This is a genomic window from Epilithonimonas hominis (assembly GCF_003730015.1).
Lineage (GTDB): Bacteria > Bacteroidota > Bacteroidia > Flavobacteriales > Weeksellaceae > Epilithonimonas > Epilithonimonas hominis.
In genome coordinates, this window is the sequence record NZ_RJTU01000071.1 from 50,274 (window position 1) to 75,115 (window position 24,842).

Genomic DNA, 24,842 nt, shown 5'->3' on the forward strand with positions numbered 1-24,842 from the left:
CATGATACCTGATAAGAACAATAATACAACGGCGAGCACTCCACAGTCAGAAAAAATAGGTTCCTTTAACTTGTTTGATGTTGAGCATTTTGTAAGAAGAGTAATCCGTAACTGGTATTGGTTTGTGATATTAGGTTTCATTGGTTACTGTATTTCGTATGGTTACAGTAAGTATTATGCTCAGAGAGTTTACTCTTCCAATCTATCTTTAAGTATTTCCAATAACACGGCTAGTTATTTTACGCCCAATCAATCAATTAACTTTATCTGGGGACAAGGTGGGAATCAGGATGGTGTTTACCTGAAAAAAATATTATTATCACGAAGTCATAATGAATATTTGGTAAAGAAACTGAATCTCATTACCAATTATACCACCAAAGGTCTTATAAAAACAACTTATCTGGACAGAGAAGACAGTCCTGTTTTTTTGGAGATTGACAAAAACCACCTGCAACAGGTTAATTATCCTATAACGATTATTCCAAGAAAAGGAAATCAGTATGAAGTCACGCTTCCAGAAGAAGGAGAATCACCGAAACTTTACAATTACATTACAGAAAGTGTGGAGACAGTTGCTCCCTATTCAAGACCAGCTAATAAGATCCTTAAGCTGAATGAATGGTATGAGACTCCCAACCTAAAATTTAAGCTTATTCAAAATCCTACTCCAAGTAATCTCGGGTTGAATAACATAATCATCACCTTAGTCCCTGTAAACCAAGCTGTAAATAGTATTACTAGTAGTCTTTTTGTCGAGTTCGATAAAGAATTGTCATCCATAATGGTAATTTCCAAAACAGGTTATAACCTTAATAATACTGTCAGTTTTCTAAACAGCTCTGTAGATGAACTTATCAAAAAAAGATTAACGGACCAGAATACTGTAGATCAGAATACAGTAAAATATTTGAATGAGAATCTGTTGCTTATAAGGAAAAAATTAGATTCCAGTGCTACTGTTCTGAATAGGCTAAAAATCAATAATAGGCTTTTCGATATGGAGAATATAGACTCCAAGACGTTAGAAAAACTCACAACGCTGGAAAGCCAAAAGGCAGAACTTACCGCAAAAATTAACTCTTTAAATGACATCCGAAATTCTGTTAATACCAACAATCTTGAAAAGATTATAAGCCTAAATGTTGCGGGGATAGAAGATGGCAGCTTCAACGCATCCGTATCTGAGTTAAAGCAACTTTACGCAAAAAGAAGAGAACTTGCCCAGATTTACACCCCCAATTCTGAGCCGATGCGAGAAATTAACAGACTTATAAACGAGGCAAAATACACATCACAGGGTGGGCTTAAAAAATATTTCCAAGGTTACTATGACAGACTTTCTCAGCTGGATTCTCAGATTGGTAAAATAGATCAAGAGTTAGTTTCGCTTCCCGAAAAGCAGAGGATTTTCCTAGATGCGCAAAGAGGATATAATATAATAGAAAATACCTACAATACCCTCCTTACAGAACAGGCAAAATCCCAAATGCGTGTTGCAACCAATCAGAGTAATCTCACAGTTATTGACAAAGCAAAAAATCTTGGACAAGGCCCTATTGCTCCTAATATCGCTGCTACACAAACCCAAATTATCGGCGGACTTCTACTGATACCGCTTATATTTCTGCTTTTAGGAGAATTGTTAGATAATAAGATCAGAAATCTTAAAGAGTTATTGGGTGTAACAAAAATTCCGTTGCTGGGAGTCATTGGCCATAATGGTTACGATAACAATCTTACAGTTTTGGAAGAACCTAAATCATCAATATCAGAAGCTTTCCGTTCCATACGGGCAAATCTCCGTTTTCTTTTCGATGAAGAACAGAAAAGTAAAGTAATATTGGTAACGTCTTCCATCAGTGGAGAAGGAAAAACCTATGTTTCTATTAATATTGCTTCAGTGCTAGGTCTCAGCGGGAAAAAAGCCGTTTTATTGGGAATGGATCTAAGGAAGCCAAAAATCTTCGGTGATTTTAAAATCAATAACAAAAACGGCATCTCCAATTATCTTACAGGGCAGGTAGAACTTGAAGATATTATCAATCACACTAGTATTCCGGGATTGGATGTTATCACTTCAGGTCCCATTCCGCCTAATCCATCAGAACTTTTGATGAGTGATAAAAATATGAATTTCATAGATAAGCTGAAAGATTTGTACGAATATATAATTATTGATTCTCCTCCCGTAGGTCTTGTGGCAGATTCTTTTGAGTTAATTAAAAAGGCAGATACAACAATATATGTGGTTCGCCACGAGTATACCGAAAAGCATATGGTGAGAATGATTACCGAAAAATACTTTAAAAAAGAAGTATCCAATCTGGGATTAGTGTACAATGATTTCGTAATAAAACAAGGCTACGGTTATGGATATGGCTACGGCTACGGTTACGGTTATGGCTATGGTTACGGTTACTTTAATGAAGATGAAAATTATGTGGAACCCACAATTATAAAAATCAGGAATAAGCTTAAAAAGTTTTTAAACACAAAATAAAATAGAAGCCTTTTTTCAAGGCTTTTATTTTTTATAGACTATTTTATCAATAAGTTCGTTTTTGTAATAAGAAATTATGTTTTTTTGTTTTTATTTAACTAAACTTTAAGAAGTTCCTTAATCTAAAAATGTTTTATATTTGCACCAAATTTTTGAACAATAGACCTTTGAGCATATTGAGAATGAAGAGAGAATTAACTTATACCTTTATGGCAATTTTTTGTTTTTTGAGTTTGGTAAAAGCTCAGAGACATGAAGTTGGGATACAGATGGGTATGAGTAATCTTGTAGGTGATATAGGAAGTACAAATTATGTGCTTCAGAAGCCTATAGGAAATATCTCGGATTACGGACTGCCTTTCTATGGTGGCGTGATGTACAGGATGAATTTTAATCCCTATCAAACGATCAGGCTGAATGTCGGATACAATAATATTCAGTTTAATGACAATTACGCAAAAGAAAATTATCGCAGGGCGAGAAAGCTCTCAGGAACCAACTCGGTGGTATCTGCGGATTTGGTTTTTGAATATAATTTTCTTCCGGTCAATGAAGAACAGGTCAGTATGATTAGTCCTTATATATTCGGTGGTGTCTCCGGTTTTTACATGAATACCGTCAAAGCTCATCTGAATGTAAATACTTACGGAACCCAGGTTGTTTATTCCAATGATAAAGCGTTTACGCTCGGAATTCCTTTTGGTGTAGGTCTTAAATATAAATTTAATTATAACTGGGCATTGTCCGGTGAATTTACTTTCAGGCCAACATTCTCAGATCAGGTAGATTACAGTATGCTGAAAGACAGTGATATCACAGTGAAAAGCTCATTGGGAAAAGAACAGACCGCAGCGGCTGTGCAGGCTTTCAAAGACCAGCGCAATGTCGGTAATCTTAATTCAAAAGACTGGATCAATTCGGCAACGCTTATTTTGTCTTATTCATTCGGGAGACCTCCTTGTTATTGCAAATAATGATTTATGCAGGATTTGAAAAAGCTTATAAATAAAGATAAATTGCCAAAGCACGTTGCCGTTATAATGGACGGAAACGGAAGATGGGCAAAATCTAGAGGAGAAGAAAGAACCTTTGGACATAAGAATGCTATTAATGCGGTGCGTAATGTTATCAATGCCTGTAATGAGATTCATATTCCATATCTTACTCTTTACACTTTCTCATCAGAAAACTGGAACAGACCGAAAGAAGAAGTGGATACCTTGATGAATCTTTTATCTGAAACTTTGCTTTTGGAGGCCGAAGAGATTTTTTCTAAAGGACTAAGGATGCATGTGATAGGTGATATATCATCATTACCAGAATTAGTAAAAGACCAACTGATGAATGTGGTTAATCTTACAAAGGATAACAAAGGCGGAAATCTTATTCTTGCTTTGAGCTACGGTTCTCAGAAAGAAATACTAAAAGCTGTTCAGGAAATCAGTAGAGAGGTAAAGGATGGGAAACTTTCAGTAGATGATATTGATGAAAAAGTTTTTGAAAACCATCTTTATACCAAAGATTTTCCGCAGGTAGATCTTATGATTAGAACCAGCGGAGAGGTAAGAATCAGTAACTTCCTGCTTTGGCAGATTGCCTACGCAGAACTTCAGTTTTTAGATGTATTATGGCCAGATTTCTCCAAGGATACATTTTTTCAGTGTGTTATAGATTATCAAAACAAAGAAAGAAGGTACGGAATGACCAGTGACCAGATTCTTTCACAAAAATAAATTACAGAAAAGAGAACAACTTCAATAAGAATGAAATTAAGATTTATACCCATTATATTGCTTACAGCCTCCGTGTACTTTCACGCACAGGTTGTTCCACAGGGTAACAATGCAGATAACACAGAACTTAGCGGAAATCAGAATCAGGAGTATGTTCTGAAGGATATCGTTGTAGACGGTGTCAAAAGATATACCCCAGCACAGATTTTACGTTTTACAGGTCTGGTAAAAGGAGAGAAGTTAGAAATCCCCGGACAGAGAGTCAGCAATGCTGTCAAGAAGCTGTGGGAAACACAGTCGTTTTCTAAAGTAGAAGTATATGTCCAGGATGTAGAAGGACAAAATGTTGTTTTGCAATTTCAGCTTCAGGATCTGAAGGAACTTGGCGAAGTTAAATTTATTGGGAAAGGTATTGGGAAATCTAAAAACGAAAAACTGATTAAGGATAACAATCTGAAACCGGGAACTAAGATTAACAGTAATCTGATTTCCAGTCTTCAGAATAAAATTCCTCAGGAATACATCTCAAAAGGATTTGCGGATGCAAAGATCAATATTCAGGAAAAAGCAAATGGTACAGATGCTAATCTGGTAGATTGGACCATCGAAGTTTCCAAAGGTAAAAAAGTGAAAATCGATAAAATCACTTTTGAAGGAAATGAAAATGTTTCCATCAGAAAACTAAGAAAAAATGGTTTCAAGGAAACCAAGCAGAAGAGATTTATAAAAGGTATTTTCAAACCATCGAAATTTGTTCAGGACAAGTATGATGAGGACAAAAGAAATCTAATCAATTATTATAATTCATTAGGATTCAGAGATGCAACTATTGTGTCTGATTCTGTCTCTAGAAATGAAAAAGGATATAATATCAATGTCAAACTAAACGAAGGTAAGAAATATTACATTGGAGATATTAACTTCATAGGAAATACAACTTATTCATCAGAATTCTTACAAAAGATATTGGGGTACAAAACAGGAGATATTTATGATGCTGTTGGCTTTAATAAAAAAGTTGGCGAAGATGGAGGTAAGGAAGATGATTCTGACCTGAAATCGATTTACATGAATAATGGTTTCCTTTTTTCTACGGTAACACCTATCGAAAAATCGGTAAAAGGAGATTCCATTAATTTGGAAATCAGAATTAATGAAGGGGAAAAAGCGACCTGGAACCGTGTAACTTGGTCTGGAAATACTACGACACACGATCACGTAATTCTTAGAGCACTTAGAACTAAGCCGGGAGCTTTGTTCGCAAAATCAGATATCAAGAGAACATATTTCGAACTGGCGGGGAGGCAGTTTTTTGATCCTCAGCAAATCGGCACCGACGTAAAACCGAATCCGCAGGATAACACAGTTAATATGCACTGGACGCTTGTTGAAAAAGGTTCTTCCCAGGTGCAGTTGCAAGCTGGTTACGGTGGAGGTTCTTTCATCGGAACATTAGGATTAACGTTCAATAACTTCTCTTTAAGGAACTTTTTAAAATTCAAAGATTTCAAGCCGGTTCCACAAGGTGACGGACAAACTTTATCGCTTCAGGCACAGGCAGGACGATATTTTACCAACTATGGAATTTCATTTACAGAGCCTTGGTTATTCGGAACGAGACCTACAGCGCTAAGTGTTGGATTGAATTATTCCAGAGTAAATTACTCATATTCAACGGGAGATCAGACAATGAATATTTTCTCTGCGACAGCAGGATTAACAAGATACTTAAAATGGCCGGATGATTATTTCTCTCTTTACACAGGAATTCAGTACCAGAGCTACAATTTCAGCAATTATCCATTTTATTTTGGAGATGCGCTGGAATATAACGGAAGTACAAAATCATTCAGTTTCAATATTGGTTTGAGTAGAAATTCAGCGGGGTTGGATCCGGTTTTCCCAACTTATGGTTCGAATATAGAAGCGTCGGTGAAATTCACACCGCCATATTCTTGGTTCAGTAATAAAGATTATTCTACCATTAGTACTTTGGACAAGTATAAGTGGATGGAATTCTATAAAGTGAAGTTAAAAGCAGATTTCTACAACGAAGTGGTCGGTAAGCTTGTTCTAAGAACTACTGGAGAAATGGGCTTTCTAAATGGATACAGTAAAGAATTAGGACCGCCGCCTTTTGAAAGATATTATGTTGGAGGTGTAGGTTTGTTCAATGGTAGATTTGATGGTAGAGAATTGGTGCCTTTGAGAGGTTATGAAAATGCTTCATCCACTGGTTTCAGTTCATCTTCACCTTATGATATTACACCTTATGGTGGAGCGACGATTTATAACAGATTCGCAGCAGAACTAAGATATCCTATTTCTATGAATCAAACGGCCAAGATCTTTGCTTTAACATTTGTAGAAGCTGGAAATGCTTGGAACAGTTTCGGCACGTATAATCCATTCAGACTAAAAAGATCTGCAGGGGTTGGGATCAGGGTTTCGATGTCAGCATTTGGATTGATTGGTTTTGACTTTGCTTATGGTTTCGATAAAACTTTAGGAGGTACAGATCCGTCCGGATGGCAAACACACTTCCTGATGAATCAGCCATTATAAAAAAAACACTATTTTTATAGGATGAAAAAATTAGCAATATTCGTAACGGTATTTTTTGCCATAGCTCATATCTATGCACAGAAAATAGGCGTGGTAGATACCAACTATATCCTTAGCAAACTTCCTCAGTACAAAGAAGCTGAGAGTAGACTTAATTCCCAAATCAGCCAATGGCAGTCTGATCTACAGAAACTACAGGCAGATTATGAAAGGAAAAGAGAAGCCTTTGAGAATGAGAAAGTATTGCTGGTAGGCGAACAGCTGAAGATGCGTGAGAAAGAAGTGGTAGATATGGAAGCGAGCATCAGAAATACAATCGGTGCAAGATTCGGGTCTAACGGAGAAGTGAACCAGCTTCGTTCCAATCTCACAAAACCATTTCAGGATCAAATATGGAATGCCATTAAGACCGTGTCTACAAAGAATAATTTGGGCATAGTTCTTGATAAAAGCAACAACATCAGTGTAATATTTTTAGATAAGAAATACGACTATACGGATGCGGTTCTCAGCCTATTGGGGAAGAATGTTTCTAAGGATGAAAAAGCTAGTTCAGGAAGCGTTTCATCCGGAACATTAAATCGGAAAGAACAAAATGGTAAAACTTCTGCTAAAGGCAAAATTAATTCCACGCAGAGAAAAAGCCTTGGTGATTCTGCTGAAATGAAATGAAATAATTTAAATATATAAATATAACTTTTTAAAATGAACAAATTAAATGTATTATTAGTAGCTGTTGTAATGGTTTTTGCTACAGGTTTTGCAAACGCACAGAAAATTGCATCTGTAGACATCAACTCAATATTCACTGCAATGCCGGAAATGAAAGCGTTGGATACACAGTTGCAGTCACTTCAGACAGCTAAACAAACCGAATTGGAAAAGCAAGGGAAGTCTCTTCAGGATCTTATGAAAAAATATCAGGATGAAGCGCCTAAGCAGACTCAGGCTATCAATGAGCAAAGAAGTCAGGAAGTTCAAAAACTTCAGGATAACTTGCAGCAGATGTATACTGCAGCACAGAAAGATATCGCAGAAAAAAGAGATGCAGGATTGGATCCTATCGAAAAGAAAATCAATGATGCCATCACAAAAGTGTCTAAAGCTGCAGGTTATGAATTCGTATTCGATGCTTCCAGCCCGGCTTTAGTTTACAAAGCAGGAACTGATGCTACACCAGCAGTTAAAAAAGAATTAGGCTTAAAATAACAATGTCTTAATAAATCATAAAACCGCTCTTATTCGGAGCGGTTTTTTTATTTTTGCATTATGGAAAAAGAATTTTCATCCACAGTAAAGATCCGTTTCGCAGATTGTGACCCCATTGGTCATCTGAATAATGTAAAATACCTCGAATATATGCTTAACGCTAGGGAGGATCACGTAGAGCAGAACTACGGATTTACTTATGAGCAATATACCAGAGAAACAGGCTGCACTTGGGTTACCATCCAAAATGAAATTGCTTATCTTAAAGAAGTAAGATATAATTCTAAGGTAACTATTACCAGCAAAACCATATTTGTTGATGACCTAACAGCGGTGGTAGAATTACTGATGAAGGATGATAAAGGTGTAGTACACGCTGTTTTTTGGCTCACAGTGATTTACTTTAATATGAAGGCTAGAAGGGCTGAAAAAATGCCGGAAAAGACTTTAAACCAGTTTGACCATTTTCTTGTGAATATAGATCATAAAACGTTTAAAGAAAGGGTTTCGTTTTTCAGAAGCCAGAATAAAATTAAAAATTAATAATGAAAAAAATTCTTGTTATCGGAGGGAACGGCCAGCTTGGTCATTGTCTTCAGAAAATAGCGCCAAAGTATCATAATCTGTATGATTTTAATTTTACAGGATCTGCTGTAGTAGATATTACAAATTATGATCAGGTGGATGAGGCTTTTGCTGAGTATCAGCCTGATTTTGTGATTAATGCTTCGGCTTACACGGCGGTAGATCTTGCTGAAAAAGAATCAGACCGTGCATTTGCGGTAAATGCTGATGCAGTTGGAAATCTGGCTAAGGTCTGTAAAGATAATAACGCTGTGCTAATACACGTTTCCACAGATTACGTCTTTGACGGCGAGACCAATTTAAATTATTCTGAGGATGATTTTACCAATCCCATAGGCGTATATGGTGCATCCAAAAGAAAAGGTGAAGAACTGGCTTTAGACAACAATCCAGAAACGGTTATCTTGAGAACATCTTGGCTCTATTCCGAGTTTAATAGGAATTTTGTCAAAACGATGCTTCATTTATTTGAGATCAAAGATGAGTTAGGAATAGTGGGAGATCAGCACGGACAGCCTACCAATGCCAATGATCTTGCCGAAGCGATTATGGTTATTATAGAATCTCAAAAAAAGACTTTCGGGATCTATCATTTTTCTAATTATCCTGAAACAACTTGGTTTGAATTTGCTAGTAAAATAAAAGAATTTTCTGGTTCTGAGGTTAATTTAAAATCTATTACCACGGAAGAGTTTCCAACACCTGCAAAACGTCCGAAAAGAAGCACAATGTCTTTGGAAAAAATTGAAAAGGATTATAATATAGAGCCAAAACATTGGGAAAACAGTCTGAGAGACTGCGTAGAAATTTTAAAATTAACGAATGCGTAAACTATTATTTATCATTCTTTTATTTTGTTTTCAATTATTTTATCTTCAGGAAGTTACATTGAACAAAGTTGATAAGGTAAACGATAATAAGGAAAAGATTTTTTATAGTATTTCTGATGTTTCAAAATCCGAATATCTTGGAGAAGTTCTCGTGAATGGATTTTCCAAAGACGATGTAAAAATGTTCGGAGAAATTTATAAAAAAGCAAAGCAAATTGGTGCGAATACTTTTTCGCTAAAGCCAATTGAAAAGATAGATGGGACTTTTCAGCAATTCGATCCTGCTTATTATATTCTGAATCTTTACTATACAAAATCCGATGATATTCCGGCGGAAGATAATGTAGCTTTTCTGATATCTTCTTCGGATAACAATCAGAAAATATCGGTAAATAATAAAATCCTGGAAATACATCCGAGAAGTTTCGTGAGATTGCAATTAAGAATTGATGAAGTTTTGACAGTCTCAACAAGAAAATTGCTCGGGTCATCGGTAAAATTGTCAGGCAAAGACGGGCAGCCATCTTTATATTTCTCACTGAGTAATTTTACAATCCGCACTAATGATAGTATCTACGGAGGAATTAATCTAAAATCAGGAGATATTATCGGTTTGGAAAAATCGTTTGGTATGTTTTTGACAACAATATATTCCGAACAGAAAAATGATTAATGTTAATAAATTGTCAGTCCAAGATGGTTTATTTTCAAATCAAAATTGATTAACTTTATATAAAGATTTAAGATCCGGCTAATTGTAATTGAAGTTACGAACCTCACACCAAGCAAATATGCAGTCTGAGCGGAGCTAATTCTCAAATCTAAATCACACATATTGGAAGAATTTTTTGAAAATGAACTTGCGAAAAAGTTCGAAGAAATGATAGAAAATAATGAAGAGTTCTATTTCGATACAGAAGAATATGTAGACATCATTATTTATTACCTAGAGCTGGGAGATTTTAGCTATGCAGAGTTGGCTGTAAATCATGCGCTCAAAATCCACCCGAATTCCCTAGAAATCAAAACAAAACAACTGGAGGTTTTTCTGGAGTTGGAACGTTATACGAAAGCAAAAGATCTGATTGATGAGCTGCATCATTCTTCTTTGGAAGATACAGATTTTTTGGTCTGTTGCGCAAAATATTATTCGAATCTCGGAAATCCGAAAAAGTCTATTGAATATTGTCAGAAAGCTTTGGAATTGGAAGAAGAGGAAAATTTTCTACACAATTTTATTGCCGATGAGTTTATTAATCTAGATGATCCTTTTAATGCACTGAAACATTACAGTGCAGCTTTGGAACACGATCCTTATGATGATTATTCTCTGGAAAATGTGATGCTTTGTTATAATAAGCTGAATAGACCTCAGGAAGCATTGGATTTTTTGAATCAATATCTTGACAGATTTCCTTTTTCGGAAACGGCTTGGCACGAGTACGGACAATATTTCTTCAACAAGAAAAATTACGAAGAGGCGATCAGAGGTTTTGATTACCTCATCGCGATCAATTCTACAGCTGTCGGCGTTTATGCATTTAAAGCATCTTCTTATGAAGCGCTTAGTAAATGGGATGAAGCCATTGCAGTCTATGAAGAAATGCTGGAGCTGGAGTACACCAAAGCATTTACGTTTTACAAAATAGGACTTTGTTACAAAGAAGCAGGTAAACCTGTTCAGGCACTTACATCCTTCCAGAAATCTCTAAAGGAGGATCCGCAGTTTTATCTGGCGATGATGGAGCAATCCTACATTTACGAAGATATGGGTAATACAAAAGAAGCGCTGTATTTTGCTCAAGAAGCTGTTGCTCTAAATGATAGTAACTTGGAGTATCAGAAAAGATTGGCATTTCTATACATCACTTGTGGCGAATATGAGGAAAGTCTTGCATGTCTAAAAAAACTTGTTGAGACTGAACCTAACAGATTTTACAATTGGTACGCATTTTCGGAAATGCTGATGTTGATAGGGGAATATGATGATGCTGTTGCTGTTTTGCAGAAAGCCCTTTTAAGTCATCAGAGAGCTGAGTTATATTATCAGCTGAGCAATTGCTACTTCAATCTTAAAAATGAAACAGAAGGTGTAGTTATGCTGGAGAAGGCTTTGAAACTTGATCCATCTCTGAGTAAAGATATGCAGCAGAAATATCCTTTCATCAAAGAACAGGTGAAGAAGATTAAGACTAAGAAAAAATAACATACAGAAAACAAGCCTCAGATTCGTTCTGAGGCTTGTTTTTTATATGTTAGAAGAATTATTTCAGTAGTGCGTCGAACGTATCCCCTTGTCTGATATCGCCCGTATTATAACCTTTCATAAACCATTCTTTACGTTGCGCAGATGAGCCGTGTGTAAAGCTTTCCTGATTCACATAGCCCTGAGCTCTCTTCTGTATATTATCATCTCCGACAGCCGCTGCTGCGCTCATCGCTTCCTGAATGTCGCCAGGTTCCAATATCTTTTCCCGACTGTCAGTTTGCTTTGCCCAGACGCCAGCGTAGAAATCGGCTTGCAGCTCATTTGCGACAGAAACACGGTTCATGTCTGTCTCGGAGTATCTTCCGCTCTGTCTCAGTTGGTCTATTTTGCCTAACGTACCGAGAAGATTCTGGATATGATGACCATATTCGTGACCTAAAACATATGCAACAGTAAATTGTCCCACTTTTGCCCCAAATTTCGACTGCAACTCGTTGAAGAAACTCATATCCATATAGATTGTTTCGTCATTTGGACAGTAGAATGGACCCATTTCCGACCTTGCTGCTCCGCAACCAGACTGTGTTCCACTCTCGAAAAGAACCACTTTTGCTGGTCTGAATTTGATGTTATTATCATTAAAGGTTTTCGCCCAAGTTTCTTCGTTTAAGGCTTGCAACATATTAACGAATTCACCGATCTTAAGTTCTTCCTGAGACAGTTGTCTTTGCTCGGTCTGTTGGGATCCAGATGTATTACTATTTAAAATGGCAGAAGGATCTCCACCTAAAAAAAATACAATAGCTGCAATAATAATTGTTCCGAGACCGCCTCCTACAAGCATACCGCCACCACCGGATCCGCGTCTGTCATCGAAATTTTCGCTTCTGTCGTCTGTCCATTTCATAATTTATATTTTGTGTTTTTAAAATTAGGAATTTCTTTTATAGAAACAACGAAAAATTATGCCGTACTTTATCAATAGCCCCGATAGAAGCGGCATCCTTTTTTGTTTTTCTTCACTATTCCTTAAAAAAAAGATAAATGTTCTGAAAAACAAAAAAGATACAGCCCTTCGACAAGCTCAGGATAAACTATTAGCGGGATCTGGCTCCTAATTGATTAGAATGAAATCTTATTATTAAAGTCAATCATTTTGAGCGCCGTAACGGCTGCTTCTACACCTTTGTTTCCAAGGTTTCCACCGCTTCTGGCGATGGATTGTTCTTTCGTATCGTCTGTCAGAACACAGAAAATCGCAGGTGTATCGGTCAGTATATTACAATCCTTGATGCCTTGTGTTACGCCTGAACAAACGTAGTCGAAATGTGGCGTCTCTCCACGGATGACATTGCCAATCGCTATGACTGCTGCAAATTTGTCCGAGCGACAAAGTTTCATCGATGCAAAGCTCAATTCGAAAGCACCCGGAACATAGTAAATATGGATATTTTCTTCCTTAATACCTTCTGCTTTTAGTGTTTCTACAGCCCCGTTTCTCAGGTTGTAAGTCACAAAATCATTCCACTCAGAAACAACAATGCCGATTGAATATTCATCGGCATTGGATATGTTGAGCGGCTTGTAATCTGATAGATTAGTAGTTGCCATTGTTTAATAATATTTTGTCATTTCTATGAAAGCATCGGATTGTCCGTTGTCATAGTCTTGGTATTTTTCGTCTATTGTAGAGAAATATTTTTTAGCCTCTGCATTTTTCTTAAGTGCCAAGGCTAGCATTCCTGCTTTTTTTGTAAAATAGTAAGTGGTGTAAGCATCGTCTGAAGCCGAAGCTGCTTTGTCTGCCATAGACAGAGCATCGGCAGCTTTATTTAGATTAGAAAGGCAATCTGCCATTGCACCATATTTTAATGCGACCAAAACTTTATTATTTGAGCTGAAATTATCTAACAGGTCGTATGCCTTTTGGTAATTTCCTTTTTTGAACTCGATAAGACCAGCATTGTAAGCAGAAAGTTTTCCTGCCTTTGTGCTTCCGTATTCTTCGTAAGTTCCTAAGAAACCAGGATTTGCGACAGATTTTCCGCCTAAGGCCAAATCTTCTTTTCCGTCTGTCAGGTTTTTCTGAGCAGCAAGATAACTTTTGGTTGCTTCTTCATTTTTAGGTCCCAAGATGAACTGCTGATATCCGAACCAGCCCAAAACTGCGAGTATCAAAACTCCGAAACCGATGCTCAGTGCTCTTGCATTTTTTTCTAAAAATGATTCTATATTAAGTGCTTCTTTGTCAAGGTCTCTGAAGAATTCTACAGTTTCTTTTCCTTCCTGTTCGTGATTTTTGTTATGCTGGTTTGCCATAATTTTTTTAATAAATAGAGTGCAAATTTAATGTTTTCCTTTTGATATGCAAAAACTTCTTTTTCTGTTGGTTAAAATATTTTAATATTCCAGAATGGAATAAACTTCAGCATCGAATGTTTTCAGTCTTTCTCTGCCGTTCAAATCTTTTAAATCAATCAAAAAACTGAACTGTGAGGGGATTGCGCCTTGTTTTGCAACTAGTTTAGCTGCAGCTTCAGTTGTTCCACCGGTTGCCAATAAATCGTCGTGAATCAAAATGCGCTGACCTTGTTTAATGTGACCAGTTTTCATCTCGATCTCAGCCGAGCCATATTCTAGATCATATTTTTCTCCGATAAATGGAGGAGGGAGTTTTCCTGCTTTCCTAATGAGAACAAAAGGAACGTTTAGAGCAACAGCAATTGCAATCCCAAAAAGATAACCTCGGCTTTCTATTCCACAGACTACATCCACTTTCCCCCTGCTGAAAGAAGCCAAGTCTGCAATGACTTCTTCATATAATTTGGGTTGAAGAAAAATAGGACAAATGTCCTTGAATTGAATTCCCGGAATCGGAAAATCGGGCACGTTTTCTATCGTTTCTTCCAGTTTTTTTACCAATTCTGATGATGCCATTCCTTTTAATTGTTAATTTTATAAGTGGTTATTTTCCAATTGTTGTTTACAGCTTTTAAACCGTAAGTAACGTTAAGTGATGTGGTTTTGCCATTTTTATCGGTGACATCATATGTGACATTCACATTAGCAGAATTATCTTTGTTATAAGGAACTGAAATGTTTTTTACATTGATATTTTTAACTGAGCCAAAACCTGAATTCGGATTAGAAAACTTGTCATAAGAACCCCAGTTTGGATTTTCGGCGGCTTCATAAGCAGCTTTAAAATTCTGCGAAGAAAGATTGCTTAGGAATTTTGTAACAGTATTCTTAGGATCGGCTGTAACCTTTGCAGGAGCGGTAGGAGTTTCTACACCAGGTGTTGGATTGATTTCCGGATTCTGAATCTGAGTGGAGTCTGAAACAACTGGCGGTGGTGGAGTATAAAGGGCTTGTCCGTTGACTGCAACACCGGTTTTAATCATTTGTAATAATTTCTTAGTTGTTTTGACAGTTACTTTGATGTCAATCCTATCTTCATATATTTTTTCTTTTGGGAGTTTGGAATACATAATTGTGAAGCCACGGAACGCAGGATCTTGCATCAGGTTTTTGGATGTTGATATTTTATTTCCGCCGCTGGAAATCTCCATAATAGTTTCCAAAGCTGCACCTTCAAAATCTACTTTATTGCCTCTATTATCTAATAACTGCGGGGTAATAACCAAACCTTTTGATCCGGTAAGACTGTCGCCGGCAATGTTTCTTACAAATATTCCCAGGCTTGCTGCATCGATATCATTGGGGTCTTTTTCAGAAGCGCTCTCGTTTCCGAAGATGTTCATCTCGCCTAGACTAGGTGGTGCTGTGCTGCTCCAGGCAATACCGTTTTTCTTTGCCACTTCATCCGCCATTGCAAAAATCTCGTTTGTTTTTTTGCCGTCCAGAAGTTTTCCGAGCGCTGCAATTTCAGCAACATCGCCATCCGCTTCCACACCAAAAGTTTTTAGGATATATAATGCCTCATTGAATTTTACCTGCTTCAGAGTTGGCAAGCTGGAAGCCATATCATTGATGCTTTCCTGAAAGCTTTTGCGGCTGCTGCCGTCCACGCTTGTTTTTTTACAGCTTACAGTAAGAATCAGCAAAGCTGTTAAAAAGACATATTTTATATACTTCATTTTCAGTAGATTTATTATTAAAAATAAGAAATAAGTTTGAATTGCTCGTCCTAAATCAATTTGTGTGCAAAATTAAATTTAAAATTTATAATTTCCTGATTTTCCAAAGAAAATTAAAAAAAGTAACTTTACGGAAAATTAGAGTTAATGCAGAATAAATTGATTATCGATATCCATAGTTTTTCTTACAAAAAAGGAGGAATTCCGAAGGATGATTCAGGCAATGGTGGCGGTTTCGTGTTCGATTGTCGTGGGATTCTGAATCCGGGAAGAATAGAAGAATATAAAACACAAACGGGCAATGATATCGGCGTTCAGGATTTTTTGGAAACAAAGACAGAAATGCCTGTATTTTTAAAGAATGTTCAGGATCTTATTTCTATCAACATAAGAAATTATTTGGAAAGAGGTTTTGAAAACCTGCAGATCAATTTCGGTTGCACTGGCGGCCAGCACCGTTCGGTTTATTCTGCCATCAAAACAGCAGCTTTTATCCAACAAAATTTTCCTGAAGCAGATGTAAGAATTCATCACGATGAACAGCTGCATCTTAATCTCTCATCGATAAGCGATAACTAATAATTGATTTTCATTAATTATTTAATCATCATCAATTATCATAATATCATTTATAAAGTATGAAAGCAATGATTTTTGCTGCAGGAATGGGAACAAGATTAAAACCATTTACGGATAATCATCCTAAAGCGCTTGCACAGGTAAACGGTGTCCCGCTTCTGGAAAGGAATATAAAGTATCTACAGAGTTACGGAATCAATGATTTCGTCATAAATATACATCATTTTGGAGGACAGATTTTAGCTTTTCTTGCAGAGAATGATAATTTTGGGGCGAATATCGAAATCTCCAATGAATCTGACGAACTTCTGGAAACCGGAGGCGGATTGTTATTTGCAAAAAGATTCTTGGAAAACGAGAAAACTTTCCTGATTATGAATGTTGATATCCTAACAGATCTTAACATTACCAATCTAATCAATATTCACGAATTAAAAGGCGGTATGGTAACTTTGGCCGTTTCGGACAGAGACAGCACAAGGAAACTGATGTTTAATGACAAGATGTATCTAAAAGGATGGAAGAACCTTACCACAAACAAAAAAACAGTGGTTGGCGGTATTTTCAAATTAAGAGAACTCGCATTCAGTGGGGTTCATTGTGTTAATTCTGAGATATTCACGAAAATTACAAGAACAGGAAAATTCTCCATTATGGACGAGTATTTGGACCTGATGAAAGAAGATATTATTATTGGCTATCAGCACACGGCAAATCTTATAGATGTTGGCAAACCGGAATCTGTTGCTGAAGCGGAAAAATTATTCAGATGACAAAACAAGACGAAGAAAAAAGACTGCACGATAGTTTTCGGCAGAAAACCTGGGACGAGACCATCACCAAGGACAGCTGGATGGTTTTCAGAATTATGTCCGAATTTGTAGAAGGCTATGAAAAAATGGCGGAAATAGGGCCTTGTGTTTCTATTTTTGGATCGGCCAGACTGAAAGAAGACAGTTATTATTATAAAATGGCTTCGGAGATTGCCCAAAAAATTACTGAGATTGGTTTTGGCGTCATTACGGGTGGCGGACCAGGAATTATGGAAGCAGGAAACAGAGGAGCAAACGGAAACGGGAAATCCATTGGGCTTAATATTGAACTGCCATTCGAACAGCACTTTAATGCTTATGTAGATAAAGGTTATAAGATCAATTTTGATTATTTTTTCGTTAGAAAAGTGATGTTCGTTAAGTATTCACAAGGATTTGTGGTGATGCCTGGCGGTTTTGGCACTCTGGATGAACTGTCGGAAGCTTTAACCTTAATTCAAACCAATAAAATAGGGAAGTTCCCGATAGTTTTAGTAGGAAGCGATTTCTGGAGCGGCTTGCTGGACTGGTTTAAAGATACGCTACTGAAAGAAGGTCTTATTGCCGAGCAAGATCTTTTGCTTTTCAGAGTGGTGGATAATGCAGAGGATGCGGTGGCTCATATCAAAGCATTTTATGACAAATATTCGGTGAGTGTTAATTTCTAAGAGATGGCATATAATTTGACCAAAATTTTAACAATACAAGTTTCTTAAACATTAAAAAATGAAAAAATCAATATTTATCTTAAGCCTTGGGGTTTTGCTATTGAGCTTATTTAGCTTCAAGGATTTTGATTTCTTTTCTTCGATGACCAAATTGGATTACATTGATGGAAGTAAAACCCTTAAGTTTACGACCAAACTGAATACAACTCATATTTCGCAGGCGGTAAAGATTGACCCAAATACTGCCGCTTTTGAGGCCGAACTTAAAAAATATATCAATAATAATGTTGATATTTCTATAAACGGAAATCCTAAAAATTTAACTTTCACGGGAAGTCAGGTGAATGGTGAATCGGTTTGGATCTATTATGAGATTTCTAATGTTTCGGAAATTTCTAAATTAAGAATTAGAAATAACATCCTTATTTCCCAGTTTCCGAAACAGGTTAATATTATGAACATTACCTACAAAGGAATCCTGAAAACCGTTAATTTTCAAAAAGGAAAAGAAACCTCAGAAATCGATTTCTAAAAATAAAACCGGCAGATGTGCCGGTTTTTTTATTCTGTTTCTATAAGAATGATCTCATCTTTATTTTTGAACTGATGATTCTTATCCATCATTTCCTGAAGATTAATATTTATTTCTATCGTTTTATCATTTATTTTTTTCATCCAGTCGTGACGGCCTTTTACAGATTGTTTTATTGTCAAATAAAAGTTAGTTTTTGAAGTCAATCTCCATCATCTCAAGCAATGATTCAATTGGTTGCTTATCTTCTCCTTTAGTTTCCTCTCCTGATTTAAAGATATCTTGAATCTTTTTCATAATAGTAGTTTATAAAAGCGGTAGATAATTTGGCTTCAGTATAATAAATTGATCACAAAATTGTTTAGTTAATGACAATTAGTATGATCCATATGAAATCCTTTTGAACTGTGATTAACTTTCAATGATTCTGCTTTTGGCGATACATAAGGTATTCCCAATTCCAGTCCTCTAAGTATGAATAATGCTCCAAGACCAATCATAAAAACCGGAATAATGTTCAGTATTTTGACCCGTAAAGTTGTCGTGATAAAATTACTCAGGAAAACAACTGCGAACATGAACGGAAAAGTGCCGATGCCAAAAAGAAACATAAATAAAGCACTTTGCCAGATTCCGCCAGCAGCAATTGATGCAGTAAGTGCCATATACACCATTCCGCAAGGAAGAAGGCCATTGAGGATTCCCGTGATAAATCGTGACTTGTAATCTGGCTTTTGGAGAATCTTACCTAGGTTAATTTTAACTTTAAGTAGTGCTTTTGAAATCATTGGGATTCTTGAAGCGAAGTCTTTTCCGCCAAATGAAAAAACGGCCATTGTGATCAGTAAAATACCCACCAATATACTCAGATAACTTTGGAATCCCGCAAATTGAAAACTTTGACCAATGATGCCAAGTACAGCTCCCAAAAATGAGTAAGTGAAAATCCTACCGAATTGGTAAGTAAGATTCTGTAGATAGAAATTGGCTTTCTGATTTTTCGTTAGTCCCATTGATATAGCAATAGGGCCACACATTCCGATACAGTGAAATCCTGATGCGAAACCGAGTCCTATTGCTGATATTATGAGAGTTATTTCCATAGGATATCGTAGTCTATCTGATAAGGGATTTTATTTTCCGTCCACTTTAGTTTTAGTGTGTAGGATCCTTTGGTGATTACTTTTTTCGGAATGATAAAGTAGTTCTGAGTAATAGTAACTTCTTTAGTTACATCAAGATTGGAATCATCCGTTCGGAACAATATAAAATTAGCTTTGTTTCCATCTGGTTTGGCATCTTTCGGGAAGGTGATTTGTATTCCTTCAGATGTCACTTGGTATGTGGGATGATTCTCCAGTTTCGCTGCATTTTTTTTTGCATCGATTACTTTTTGATATTCTAGTTCCTCTTCATAATAGTTGTTGGAAATCATTTCTGAATTCTGTTTTCCCATGGGAAATATAAAAATCAAAAACAGAATGAATATCATGAAACATCCTAGAGCTATGGCCAGTCCGTGTCCCCAATGTAATTTTTTCATAATTGATTAAAATTGGAATTTGAATGGACCTTCAAAATAAGTGGTGTAAGAATCCAGAAGTTCGCCATTCATATCATAAACACCTAGTGTGAGATTTTGCTTAGATAATTTTATCTGACTTTCTGGGAAGCTCACATTGACAGTTCCTTTTATCATTGCGTCACGCTTTAATATAATTCTGTTGGCAGCACTGGAAGTAATCTCTCCATTTTTAGGCTCAATAATCTTGATAATAACAGTTTTGGTTTCATTTGATTTATTGAGGAAAGTATAGTTATAAGTATTGGTTATTTTACCATCTCTTATAAAAAAGCTAGAGCCAGGCTGCTTCAAAAACTTAGCTTCCATGTCACCTCTATTATAAAGAAGAAATCCTAAAAATCCAGTAAGTATGGCTAAAACTACTGTATAAGCTTTCATTCTTGTGGTGAATTTGAATTTTGCCTGTTCCTCGATTTCTCTTTCGGAGGCATATCTTATCAGACCTGTTGGTAAACCAACTTTCACCATTACTTCATCACAAGCATCGATACAAGCGGTACAGTTTACACATTCCATTTGTAAGCCATCACGGATGTCAATTCCTGTAGGACAGACTACAACACATTGTTTACAATCAATACAATCGCCTTTTCCTGCAGCTCGTCTATCTTCGCCCTTTTTCCATTTGGAGCGGTTTTCTCCACGTTTGTAATCATAAAATACATTGATTGTTTCTTTGTCTATCAATACACCTTGCAGACGGCCATAAGGGCATACCATTGTACAAACTTGCTCTCTGAACCAGGCAAATACAAAGTAAAAGGCAGCAGTGAACAAAACCATCACCAGAAAATTAGTTGGTTTTTCAAATGGACCTTGCTGCATAATATTGAATACTTCTTCATACCCTACAATGTACATAAACATTATATGGGTAATGATGAGAGATATTAACATAAAGGAAAACCATTTAAGCGACCTCTTCCATATTTTTTCGGAATCCCAAGCTTGGTTATCTAGTCTTATTTGTTTATTTCTGTCACCTTCTATAGCATATTCAATTTTACGAAAAATCATTTCTAAAAAAATGGTTTGAGGACATATCCATCCACAAAAAATTCTTCCGAAAGCTACCGTAAAAAGAATAATAAAAACAAGAGAAGTGATGGCGCCTAATGCAAGAATAAAGAAATCCTGAGGGTAAAAAGGTTGACCTAAGATATAAAACTGTCTTTCTATAATATTTATCAATAAAACAGGATTTCCGTTGATTTTTAGAAACGGTATAGAAAAATAAATAATTAGTAATAGAATACTTACTAAAAGTCGATAGTTGGTATATTTCCCTTTAGGTTTTCGCGGATATACCCATTTTCTTTTTCCGGTAGTATCCATTGTCCCAACAGAGTCTCTGAATGTTTCAGCTTCTACTACCCAGCTTTCCGCTTCGTTGTATTTTTTTTCTGTTGTACTCATTTTTAAATTAATTAGATAAAAAAAGAGATTGTCGTGAAAATCGAATGTTTATTAGTTCAATTTTCAAATATTATTCCAGAGGAACAATATCCTTGACAATCTCTTTTTTATATTATTTTAGTTAGATTTTTCCCAGTTCGCTTCAGTTCCCTGAGGAGCGGCTCCACCTTGGGCAGGTGTGATCGGAGCTTGTTCCTGATTGATATGATATACATAAGCCGCAACTTTTTCTATATCATTTCCGGTCAGAATACCGTTTTTACCCCAAGCCTGCATTGTAGGGTTATTTTTACTACCGTTTTCTACCATATAGAAAATAGTTTTGAACAACGTTTTTTCTGGTTGATTGATCCAGTAATTATCGGTTAAGTTAGGACCAATGCCACCTTTTCCTCCTTCCCCATGACATGTCACACAGTTGGTTTGGAAAATCACTTTTCCTTCTTCAACATTATCTTCAGAGAATTTTGCAGTTTCTATCGTAGCTTGTGGAACTGTTTTCATATATTCATCTACTGCAGCAATTTGTTCTTTATATTCCTGATCGTATTCTTTTATAGGATGTGCAAAATCTGTTAGGAAATAAGAAGTAATATATAAAACACAATATGCCACACCAAAATAAAATAGCCCTAACCACCATTTTGGCAGCTGATTGTCAAGCTCCATAATTCCATCGAATCCGTGGTCAATAAGAATATCTTTTTCTTCCTTCTCGGATTGACTTTTGAATGCGCCATTCCAAAGGTACTTGAAATAAGGGGTTTTAGTTTCTAAAAGATAAGAGGCTTTTTCTTCATCTGTAAGCTTCTTAAACTTTTCATTTTCGATCAGATCACCAATTGCTGTTTGGATGAATACAACAATGATGCTGATAACAGCAGTTCCCAGAAAATATTTAGATGTCAGGAAATCTGATGTCTGTGAAAACATATAAAACACAACAAGCAATAATCCTAAAACGATTAGAATATTAATGTAAACAGGTGTTCTTCTTTTCATGATTAATTATATTATAAACTACAAAGTCTGATTTTCGTCTTCGTCTTTTTCCAAAGGCGCATTTTCCTCTTCGCTGTAATATTTTTTAGGCTTGCTTACCACTACGTAAATCACAGCTACAAAAAACAGAATGAAGATGATCATTGCCAAAGTCTGGAAAAAACCTGCGTTATTCACATTGGAAACGATGTCTTTGAAACTTTGCGGAATCATTATTTTTAATTTTTAATTACTGGCCGTTTTTATTTCGGTTGTTTTGATATCTGTTCCCAGTCTTTGCAGGTACGCGATCAAAGCAACGATTTCTCTCTTCTCAAGTGGTACAAATTGCTCGCCAGATTTTGCTTTTGCAGCCTTGGATTCGTCAAAAGATTTCTTAACATCATCCGCTTCGGCGAAAACATTCTTCACTATTGCATTGGCTTGGTTATCCATCCAAGAATCCAGACTATCAATCTGAGCTGTTGTATATGGAACATCGAATGAATTCTTCATCAACTCCAATTTAGCTTTTGTTAGACTTCTGTCCAATGTGTTTTCAATTAACCAAGGATATCTTGGCATAATGGAACCTGCAGAAGTAGATCTCGGATTATACATGTGTTTGAAGTGCCATGAATCTGGTCTTGCGCCCCCTTCTCTGTGCAAATCCGGTCCTGTTCTCTTAGAACCCCAAAGGAAAGGTCTATCGTAGATAAACTCACCTGCTTTGGAATATTGACCGTTTTTACCGTTGAATCTTACTACTTCATCACGGAATGGGCGTATCATCTGTGAGTGACATGCATTACATCCTTCTCTGATGTAAATGTCTCTACCTTCTAGTTCCAGTGGAGAATATGGTTTTACAGATGATATTGTCGGAACATTATCTTTTACAAATATAGTCGGTAGGATTTCCAGCGCACCACCAATTGCAATTACCACGAATGATAAAATGGATAAATAAAGCGGCGTTCTTTCCAACCAAAGGTGGAATGTTTCACCTTCTTTTCTTCCTTTTTTAACGTTAGCCAAAGCTGGAGCTTCTGCAGGAACTTCTTTTTGGAAAGACCCTTTTCTTGCAGTTGCCACCAAGTTTACCACCATTAGAATTGCTCCGGAGAAATAGAATAATCCACCAACAAATCTCATTTTAAAGTATGGAAGAATCGCAGTTACGGTATCTAACCAGTTTTTGTAAACCAAAGTCCCGTCCGGGTTAAACTGTTTCCACATCAAACCTTGTGTAAATCCGGAGATGTACATTGGAACGGCATAGAAAATAATACCCATCGTTCCTAACCAGAAATGCCAGTTGGCTAACTTTACAGACCAAAGTTTGGTTCTCCACATGATCGGAACTAAATAATAAATAACACCGAACGCCATAAATCCGTTCCATCCAAGAGCTCCCAAGTGTACGTGACCAATTACCCAGTCTGTAAAGTGACCAACTTTATTAACGGTTTTAGTCGCTAAAAGTGGACCTTCAAAAGTCGCCATACCGTAACAAGTTACAGCAACTACAAAGAATTTTAGTACAGGATTTTCTCTTACTTTATCCCAAGCACCTCTCAGTGTTAATAGTCCGTTAAGCATACCTCCCCAAGATGGAGCAATCAGCATGATGGAGAATCCTGTTCCCAATGCTTGAGCCCAAGCGGGTAATGCTGTATATTGCAAGTGGTGAGGGCCAGCCCAGATATATACAAATATGAGTGACCAGAAGTGTATAATAGAAAGTTTATAAGAGAATACAGGTCTGTCCGCAGCCTTTGGTACGAAGTAATACATCATCCCAAGAACCGGAGTTGTAAGGAAAAATGCTACTGCGTTATGACCGTACCACCACTGAACCAAGGCATCTTTAACTCCCGCATACGCAGAGTAAGATTTCCAGGTTGTGAATGATAATGGAATTTCTAAGTTGTTGAAAATGTGAAGCATTGCTACGGCAACCCAAGTTCCTATGTAGAACCAGATAGCTACATAAAGGTGTCTTACACGTCTTACTGCTACTGTCGCAAACATATTGATACCGAACAATACCCAAACAACCGTAATCAAAATATCAATTGGCCACTCGTGCTCTGCATATTCTTTAGAAGTGTTAAGACCCATAAAGAACGTGATAATGGTACTTACCAACACCAATTGCCATCCCCAGAAGTGAACCCAGGATAAAGTGTCGCTCCACATTCTTGTCTTGAGTAATCTTTGGATTGAGTAATAAAATCCGCAGAAAAAGCTGTTACCCACAAATGCGAAAATTACCGCACTCGTATGCAGCATCCTAATACGTCCAAAACCAAATGCTCCTTGTGAATTGACAAGACCTTGGAGTCCTTCGCTTCGCAAAGTTCTGATCGTTGGATCATCTGTACCGAGGAAAAATTCCGGTAATTCAGGGTAAAATAGTAACAACGCGGCTGTAAGTCCTAATAAAAAACCTACTAAACCGAAAACAACCGTCGCTATTAGAAAGGCGCGGACTATCCCGTTGTCGTAACTAAATTTTTGTGTTTCCATATT

26 protein-coding genes are annotated in these 24,842 nt (G+C 36.6%); 14 read left to right on the forward strand and 12 right to left on the reverse strand.

Features of this window, described 5'->3' with window-relative positions:
• Position 1 precedes the first annotated feature (1 nt).
• The 10 genes from EGH73_RS11240 (at position 2) to EGH73_RS11285 (ending at position 11,631) form a co-directional block, all read left to right on the forward strand.
• Positions 2–2,503: an exopolysaccharide transport family protein gene (locus tag EGH73_RS11240; RefSeq protein WP_123281910.1), complete on the forward strand. Its 2,502-nt coding sequence runs from the start codon at positions 2–4 to the stop codon at positions 2,501–2,503.
• Between the two features lie 182 nt (positions 2,504–2,685).
• A complete protein-coding gene (gene porG, locus EGH73_RS11245; RefSeq protein WP_123281911.1) occupies positions 2,686–3,477 on the forward strand; it encodes a type IX secretion system protein PorG in 792 nt (263 codons plus the stop codon).
• Between the two features lie 6 nt (positions 3,478–3,483).
• Entirely contained in the window at positions 3,484–4,236 is a 753-nt protein-coding gene (locus EGH73_RS11250; RefSeq protein WP_123281912.1) for an isoprenyl transferase, read from the forward strand.
• Between the two features lie 30 nt (positions 4,237–4,266).
• Positions 4,267–6,801 carry a BamA/OMP85 family outer membrane protein gene (locus EGH73_RS11255; protein WP_123281913.1) on the forward strand — a complete coding sequence of 845 codons (2,535 nt, stop codon included), beginning with the start codon at positions 4,267–4,269 and terminating at the stop codon, positions 6,799–6,801.
• A gap of 21 nt (positions 6,802–6,822) precedes the next feature.
• A complete protein-coding gene (locus tag EGH73_RS11260; protein WP_089770548.1) occupies positions 6,823–7,473 on the forward strand; it encodes an OmpH family outer membrane protein in 651 nt (216 codons plus the stop codon).
• Between the two features lie 33 nt (positions 7,474–7,506).
• Positions 7,507–8,010, forward strand: coding sequence for an OmpH family outer membrane protein (locus EGH73_RS11265; RefSeq protein WP_089770549.1), 504 nt, complete (start codon positions 7,507–7,509; stop codon positions 8,008–8,010).
• Between the two features lie 60 nt (positions 8,011–8,070).
• Positions 8,071–8,553: an acyl-CoA thioesterase gene (locus EGH73_RS11270; RefSeq protein WP_123281914.1), complete on the forward strand. Its 483-nt coding sequence runs from the start codon at positions 8,071–8,073 to the stop codon at positions 8,551–8,553.
• Positions 8,554–8,555: 2 nt separating this feature from the next.
• The gene (gene rfbD / locus EGH73_RS11275) at positions 8,556–9,425 is read left to right on the forward strand and encodes a dTDP-4-dehydrorhamnose reductase (RefSeq protein ID WP_123281915.1); all 870 of its coding nucleotides are present in this window, start codon (positions 8,556–8,558) and stop codon (positions 9,423–9,425) included.
• Entirely contained in the window at positions 9,418–10,098 is a 681-nt protein-coding gene (locus EGH73_RS11280) for a hypothetical protein (protein WP_123281916.1), read from the forward strand. Before rfbD ends, EGH73_RS11280 begins: the two co-directional genes overlap by 8 nt.
• A gap of 162 nt (positions 10,099–10,260) precedes the next feature.
• Entirely contained in the window at positions 10,261–11,631 is a 1,371-nt protein-coding gene (locus EGH73_RS11285) for a tetratricopeptide repeat protein (protein ID WP_123281917.1), read from the forward strand.
• 58 nt (positions 11,632–11,689) lie between these two features.
• On the opposite strand, the gene ypfJ is transcribed toward EGH73_RS11285, so the two are convergent.
• From ypfJ to EGH73_RS11310, 5 genes are all read right to left on the reverse strand, one after another.
• Positions 11,690–12,541, reverse strand: coding sequence for a KPN_02809 family neutral zinc metallopeptidase (gene ypfJ, locus EGH73_RS11290; RefSeq protein WP_123281918.1), 852 nt, complete (start codon positions 12,539–12,541; stop codon positions 11,690–11,692).
• 215 nt (positions 12,542–12,756) lie between these two features.
• A complete protein-coding gene (gene ribH / locus EGH73_RS11295) occupies positions 12,757–13,245 on the reverse strand; it encodes a 6,7-dimethyl-8-ribityllumazine synthase (protein WP_123281919.1) in 489 nt (162 codons plus the stop codon).
• A 3-nt stretch (positions 13,246–13,248) separates the two neighbouring features.
• On the reverse strand, positions 13,249–13,953 hold the full coding sequence (locus EGH73_RS11300; RefSeq protein WP_123281920.1) for a YfgM family protein: 705 nt from the start codon (positions 13,951–13,953) through the stop codon (positions 13,249–13,251).
• 81 nt (positions 13,954–14,034) lie between these two features.
• Complete coding sequence (locus EGH73_RS11305; protein ID WP_123281921.1) at positions 14,035–14,571, reverse strand: adenine phosphoribosyltransferase; 537 nt, start codon at positions 14,569–14,571, stop codon at positions 14,035–14,037.
• A gap of 5 nt (positions 14,572–14,576) precedes the next feature.
• Positions 14,577–15,734: an NTF2-like N-terminal transpeptidase domain-containing protein gene (locus tag EGH73_RS11310; protein ID WP_123281922.1), complete on the reverse strand. Its 1,158-nt coding sequence runs from the start codon at positions 15,732–15,734 to the stop codon at positions 14,577–14,579.
• A 147-nt stretch (positions 15,735–15,881) separates the two neighbouring features.
• On the opposite strand from EGH73_RS11310, the gene EGH73_RS11315 reads away from it, so the two are divergent.
• The 4 genes from EGH73_RS11315 to EGH73_RS11330 are packed head-to-tail and all read left to right on the forward strand — an operon-like array spanning position 15,882 to position 18,325.
• Positions 15,882–16,313 (forward strand): RapZ C-terminal domain-containing protein, encoded by a 432-nt coding sequence (locus EGH73_RS11315; protein WP_123281923.1) that lies wholly within the window; start codon positions 15,882–15,884, stop codon positions 16,311–16,313.
• A 59-nt stretch (positions 16,314–16,372) separates the two neighbouring features.
• Entirely contained in the window at positions 16,373–17,086 is a 714-nt protein-coding gene (locus EGH73_RS11320; RefSeq protein WP_123281924.1) for a nucleotidyltransferase family protein, read from the forward strand.
• The gene (locus tag EGH73_RS11325) at positions 17,083–17,793 is read left to right on the forward strand and encodes an LOG family protein (RefSeq protein WP_089770561.1); all 711 of its coding nucleotides are present in this window, start codon (positions 17,083–17,085) and stop codon (positions 17,791–17,793) included. Before EGH73_RS11320 ends, EGH73_RS11325 begins: the two co-directional genes overlap by 4 nt.
• Positions 17,794–17,851: 58 nt before the next feature.
• Positions 17,852–18,325, forward strand: coding sequence for a DUF6702 family protein (locus tag EGH73_RS11330; RefSeq protein ID WP_123281925.1), 474 nt, complete (start codon positions 17,852–17,854; stop codon positions 18,323–18,325).
• A gap of 29 nt (positions 18,326–18,354) precedes the next feature.
• Here the strand turns inward: EGH73_RS11330 and EGH73_RS14035 are convergent, their stop codons facing one another.
• The 7 genes from EGH73_RS14035 to ccoN form a co-directional block, all read right to left on the reverse strand.
• Complete coding sequence (locus EGH73_RS14035; RefSeq protein ID WP_184808102.1) at positions 18,355–18,507, reverse strand: hypothetical protein; 153 nt, start codon at positions 18,505–18,507, stop codon at positions 18,355–18,357.
• Between the two features lie 183 nt (positions 18,508–18,690).
• Positions 18,691–19,428: a sulfite exporter TauE/SafE family protein gene (locus tag EGH73_RS11335; protein WP_123281926.1), complete on the reverse strand. Its 738-nt coding sequence runs from the start codon at positions 19,426–19,428 to the stop codon at positions 18,691–18,693.
• The gene (locus tag EGH73_RS11340) at positions 19,419–19,868 is read right to left on the reverse strand and encodes a FixH family protein (protein WP_123281927.1); all 450 of its coding nucleotides are present in this window, start codon (positions 19,866–19,868) and stop codon (positions 19,419–19,421) included. The genes EGH73_RS11335 and EGH73_RS11340 overlap by 10 nt, the downstream gene beginning before the upstream one ends.
• 6 nt (positions 19,869–19,874) lie before the next feature.
• Positions 19,875–21,326, reverse strand: a complete 1,452-nt coding sequence (ccoG, locus tag EGH73_RS11345; protein ID WP_123281928.1) for a cytochrome c oxidase accessory protein CcoG — start codon at positions 21,324–21,326, stop codon at positions 19,875–19,877.
• 117 nt (positions 21,327–21,443) lie between these two features.
• The gene (locus EGH73_RS11350; protein WP_123281929.1) at positions 21,444–22,328 is read right to left on the reverse strand and encodes a c-type cytochrome; all 885 of its coding nucleotides are present in this window, start codon (positions 22,326–22,328) and stop codon (positions 21,444–21,446) included.
• 18 nt (positions 22,329–22,346) lie between these two features.
• Positions 22,347–22,541: a CcoQ/FixQ family Cbb3-type cytochrome c oxidase assembly chaperone gene (locus EGH73_RS11355; protein ID WP_123281930.1), complete on the reverse strand. Its 195-nt coding sequence runs from the start codon at positions 22,539–22,541 to the stop codon at positions 22,347–22,349.
• Positions 22,542–22,553: 12 nt separating this feature from the next.
• Positions 22,554–24,839, reverse strand: coding sequence for a cytochrome-c oxidase, cbb3-type subunit I (gene ccoN, locus EGH73_RS11360; protein ID WP_123281931.1), 2,286 nt, complete (start codon positions 24,837–24,839; stop codon positions 22,554–22,556).
• Between the last annotated feature and the right edge of the window lie 3 nt (positions 24,840–24,842).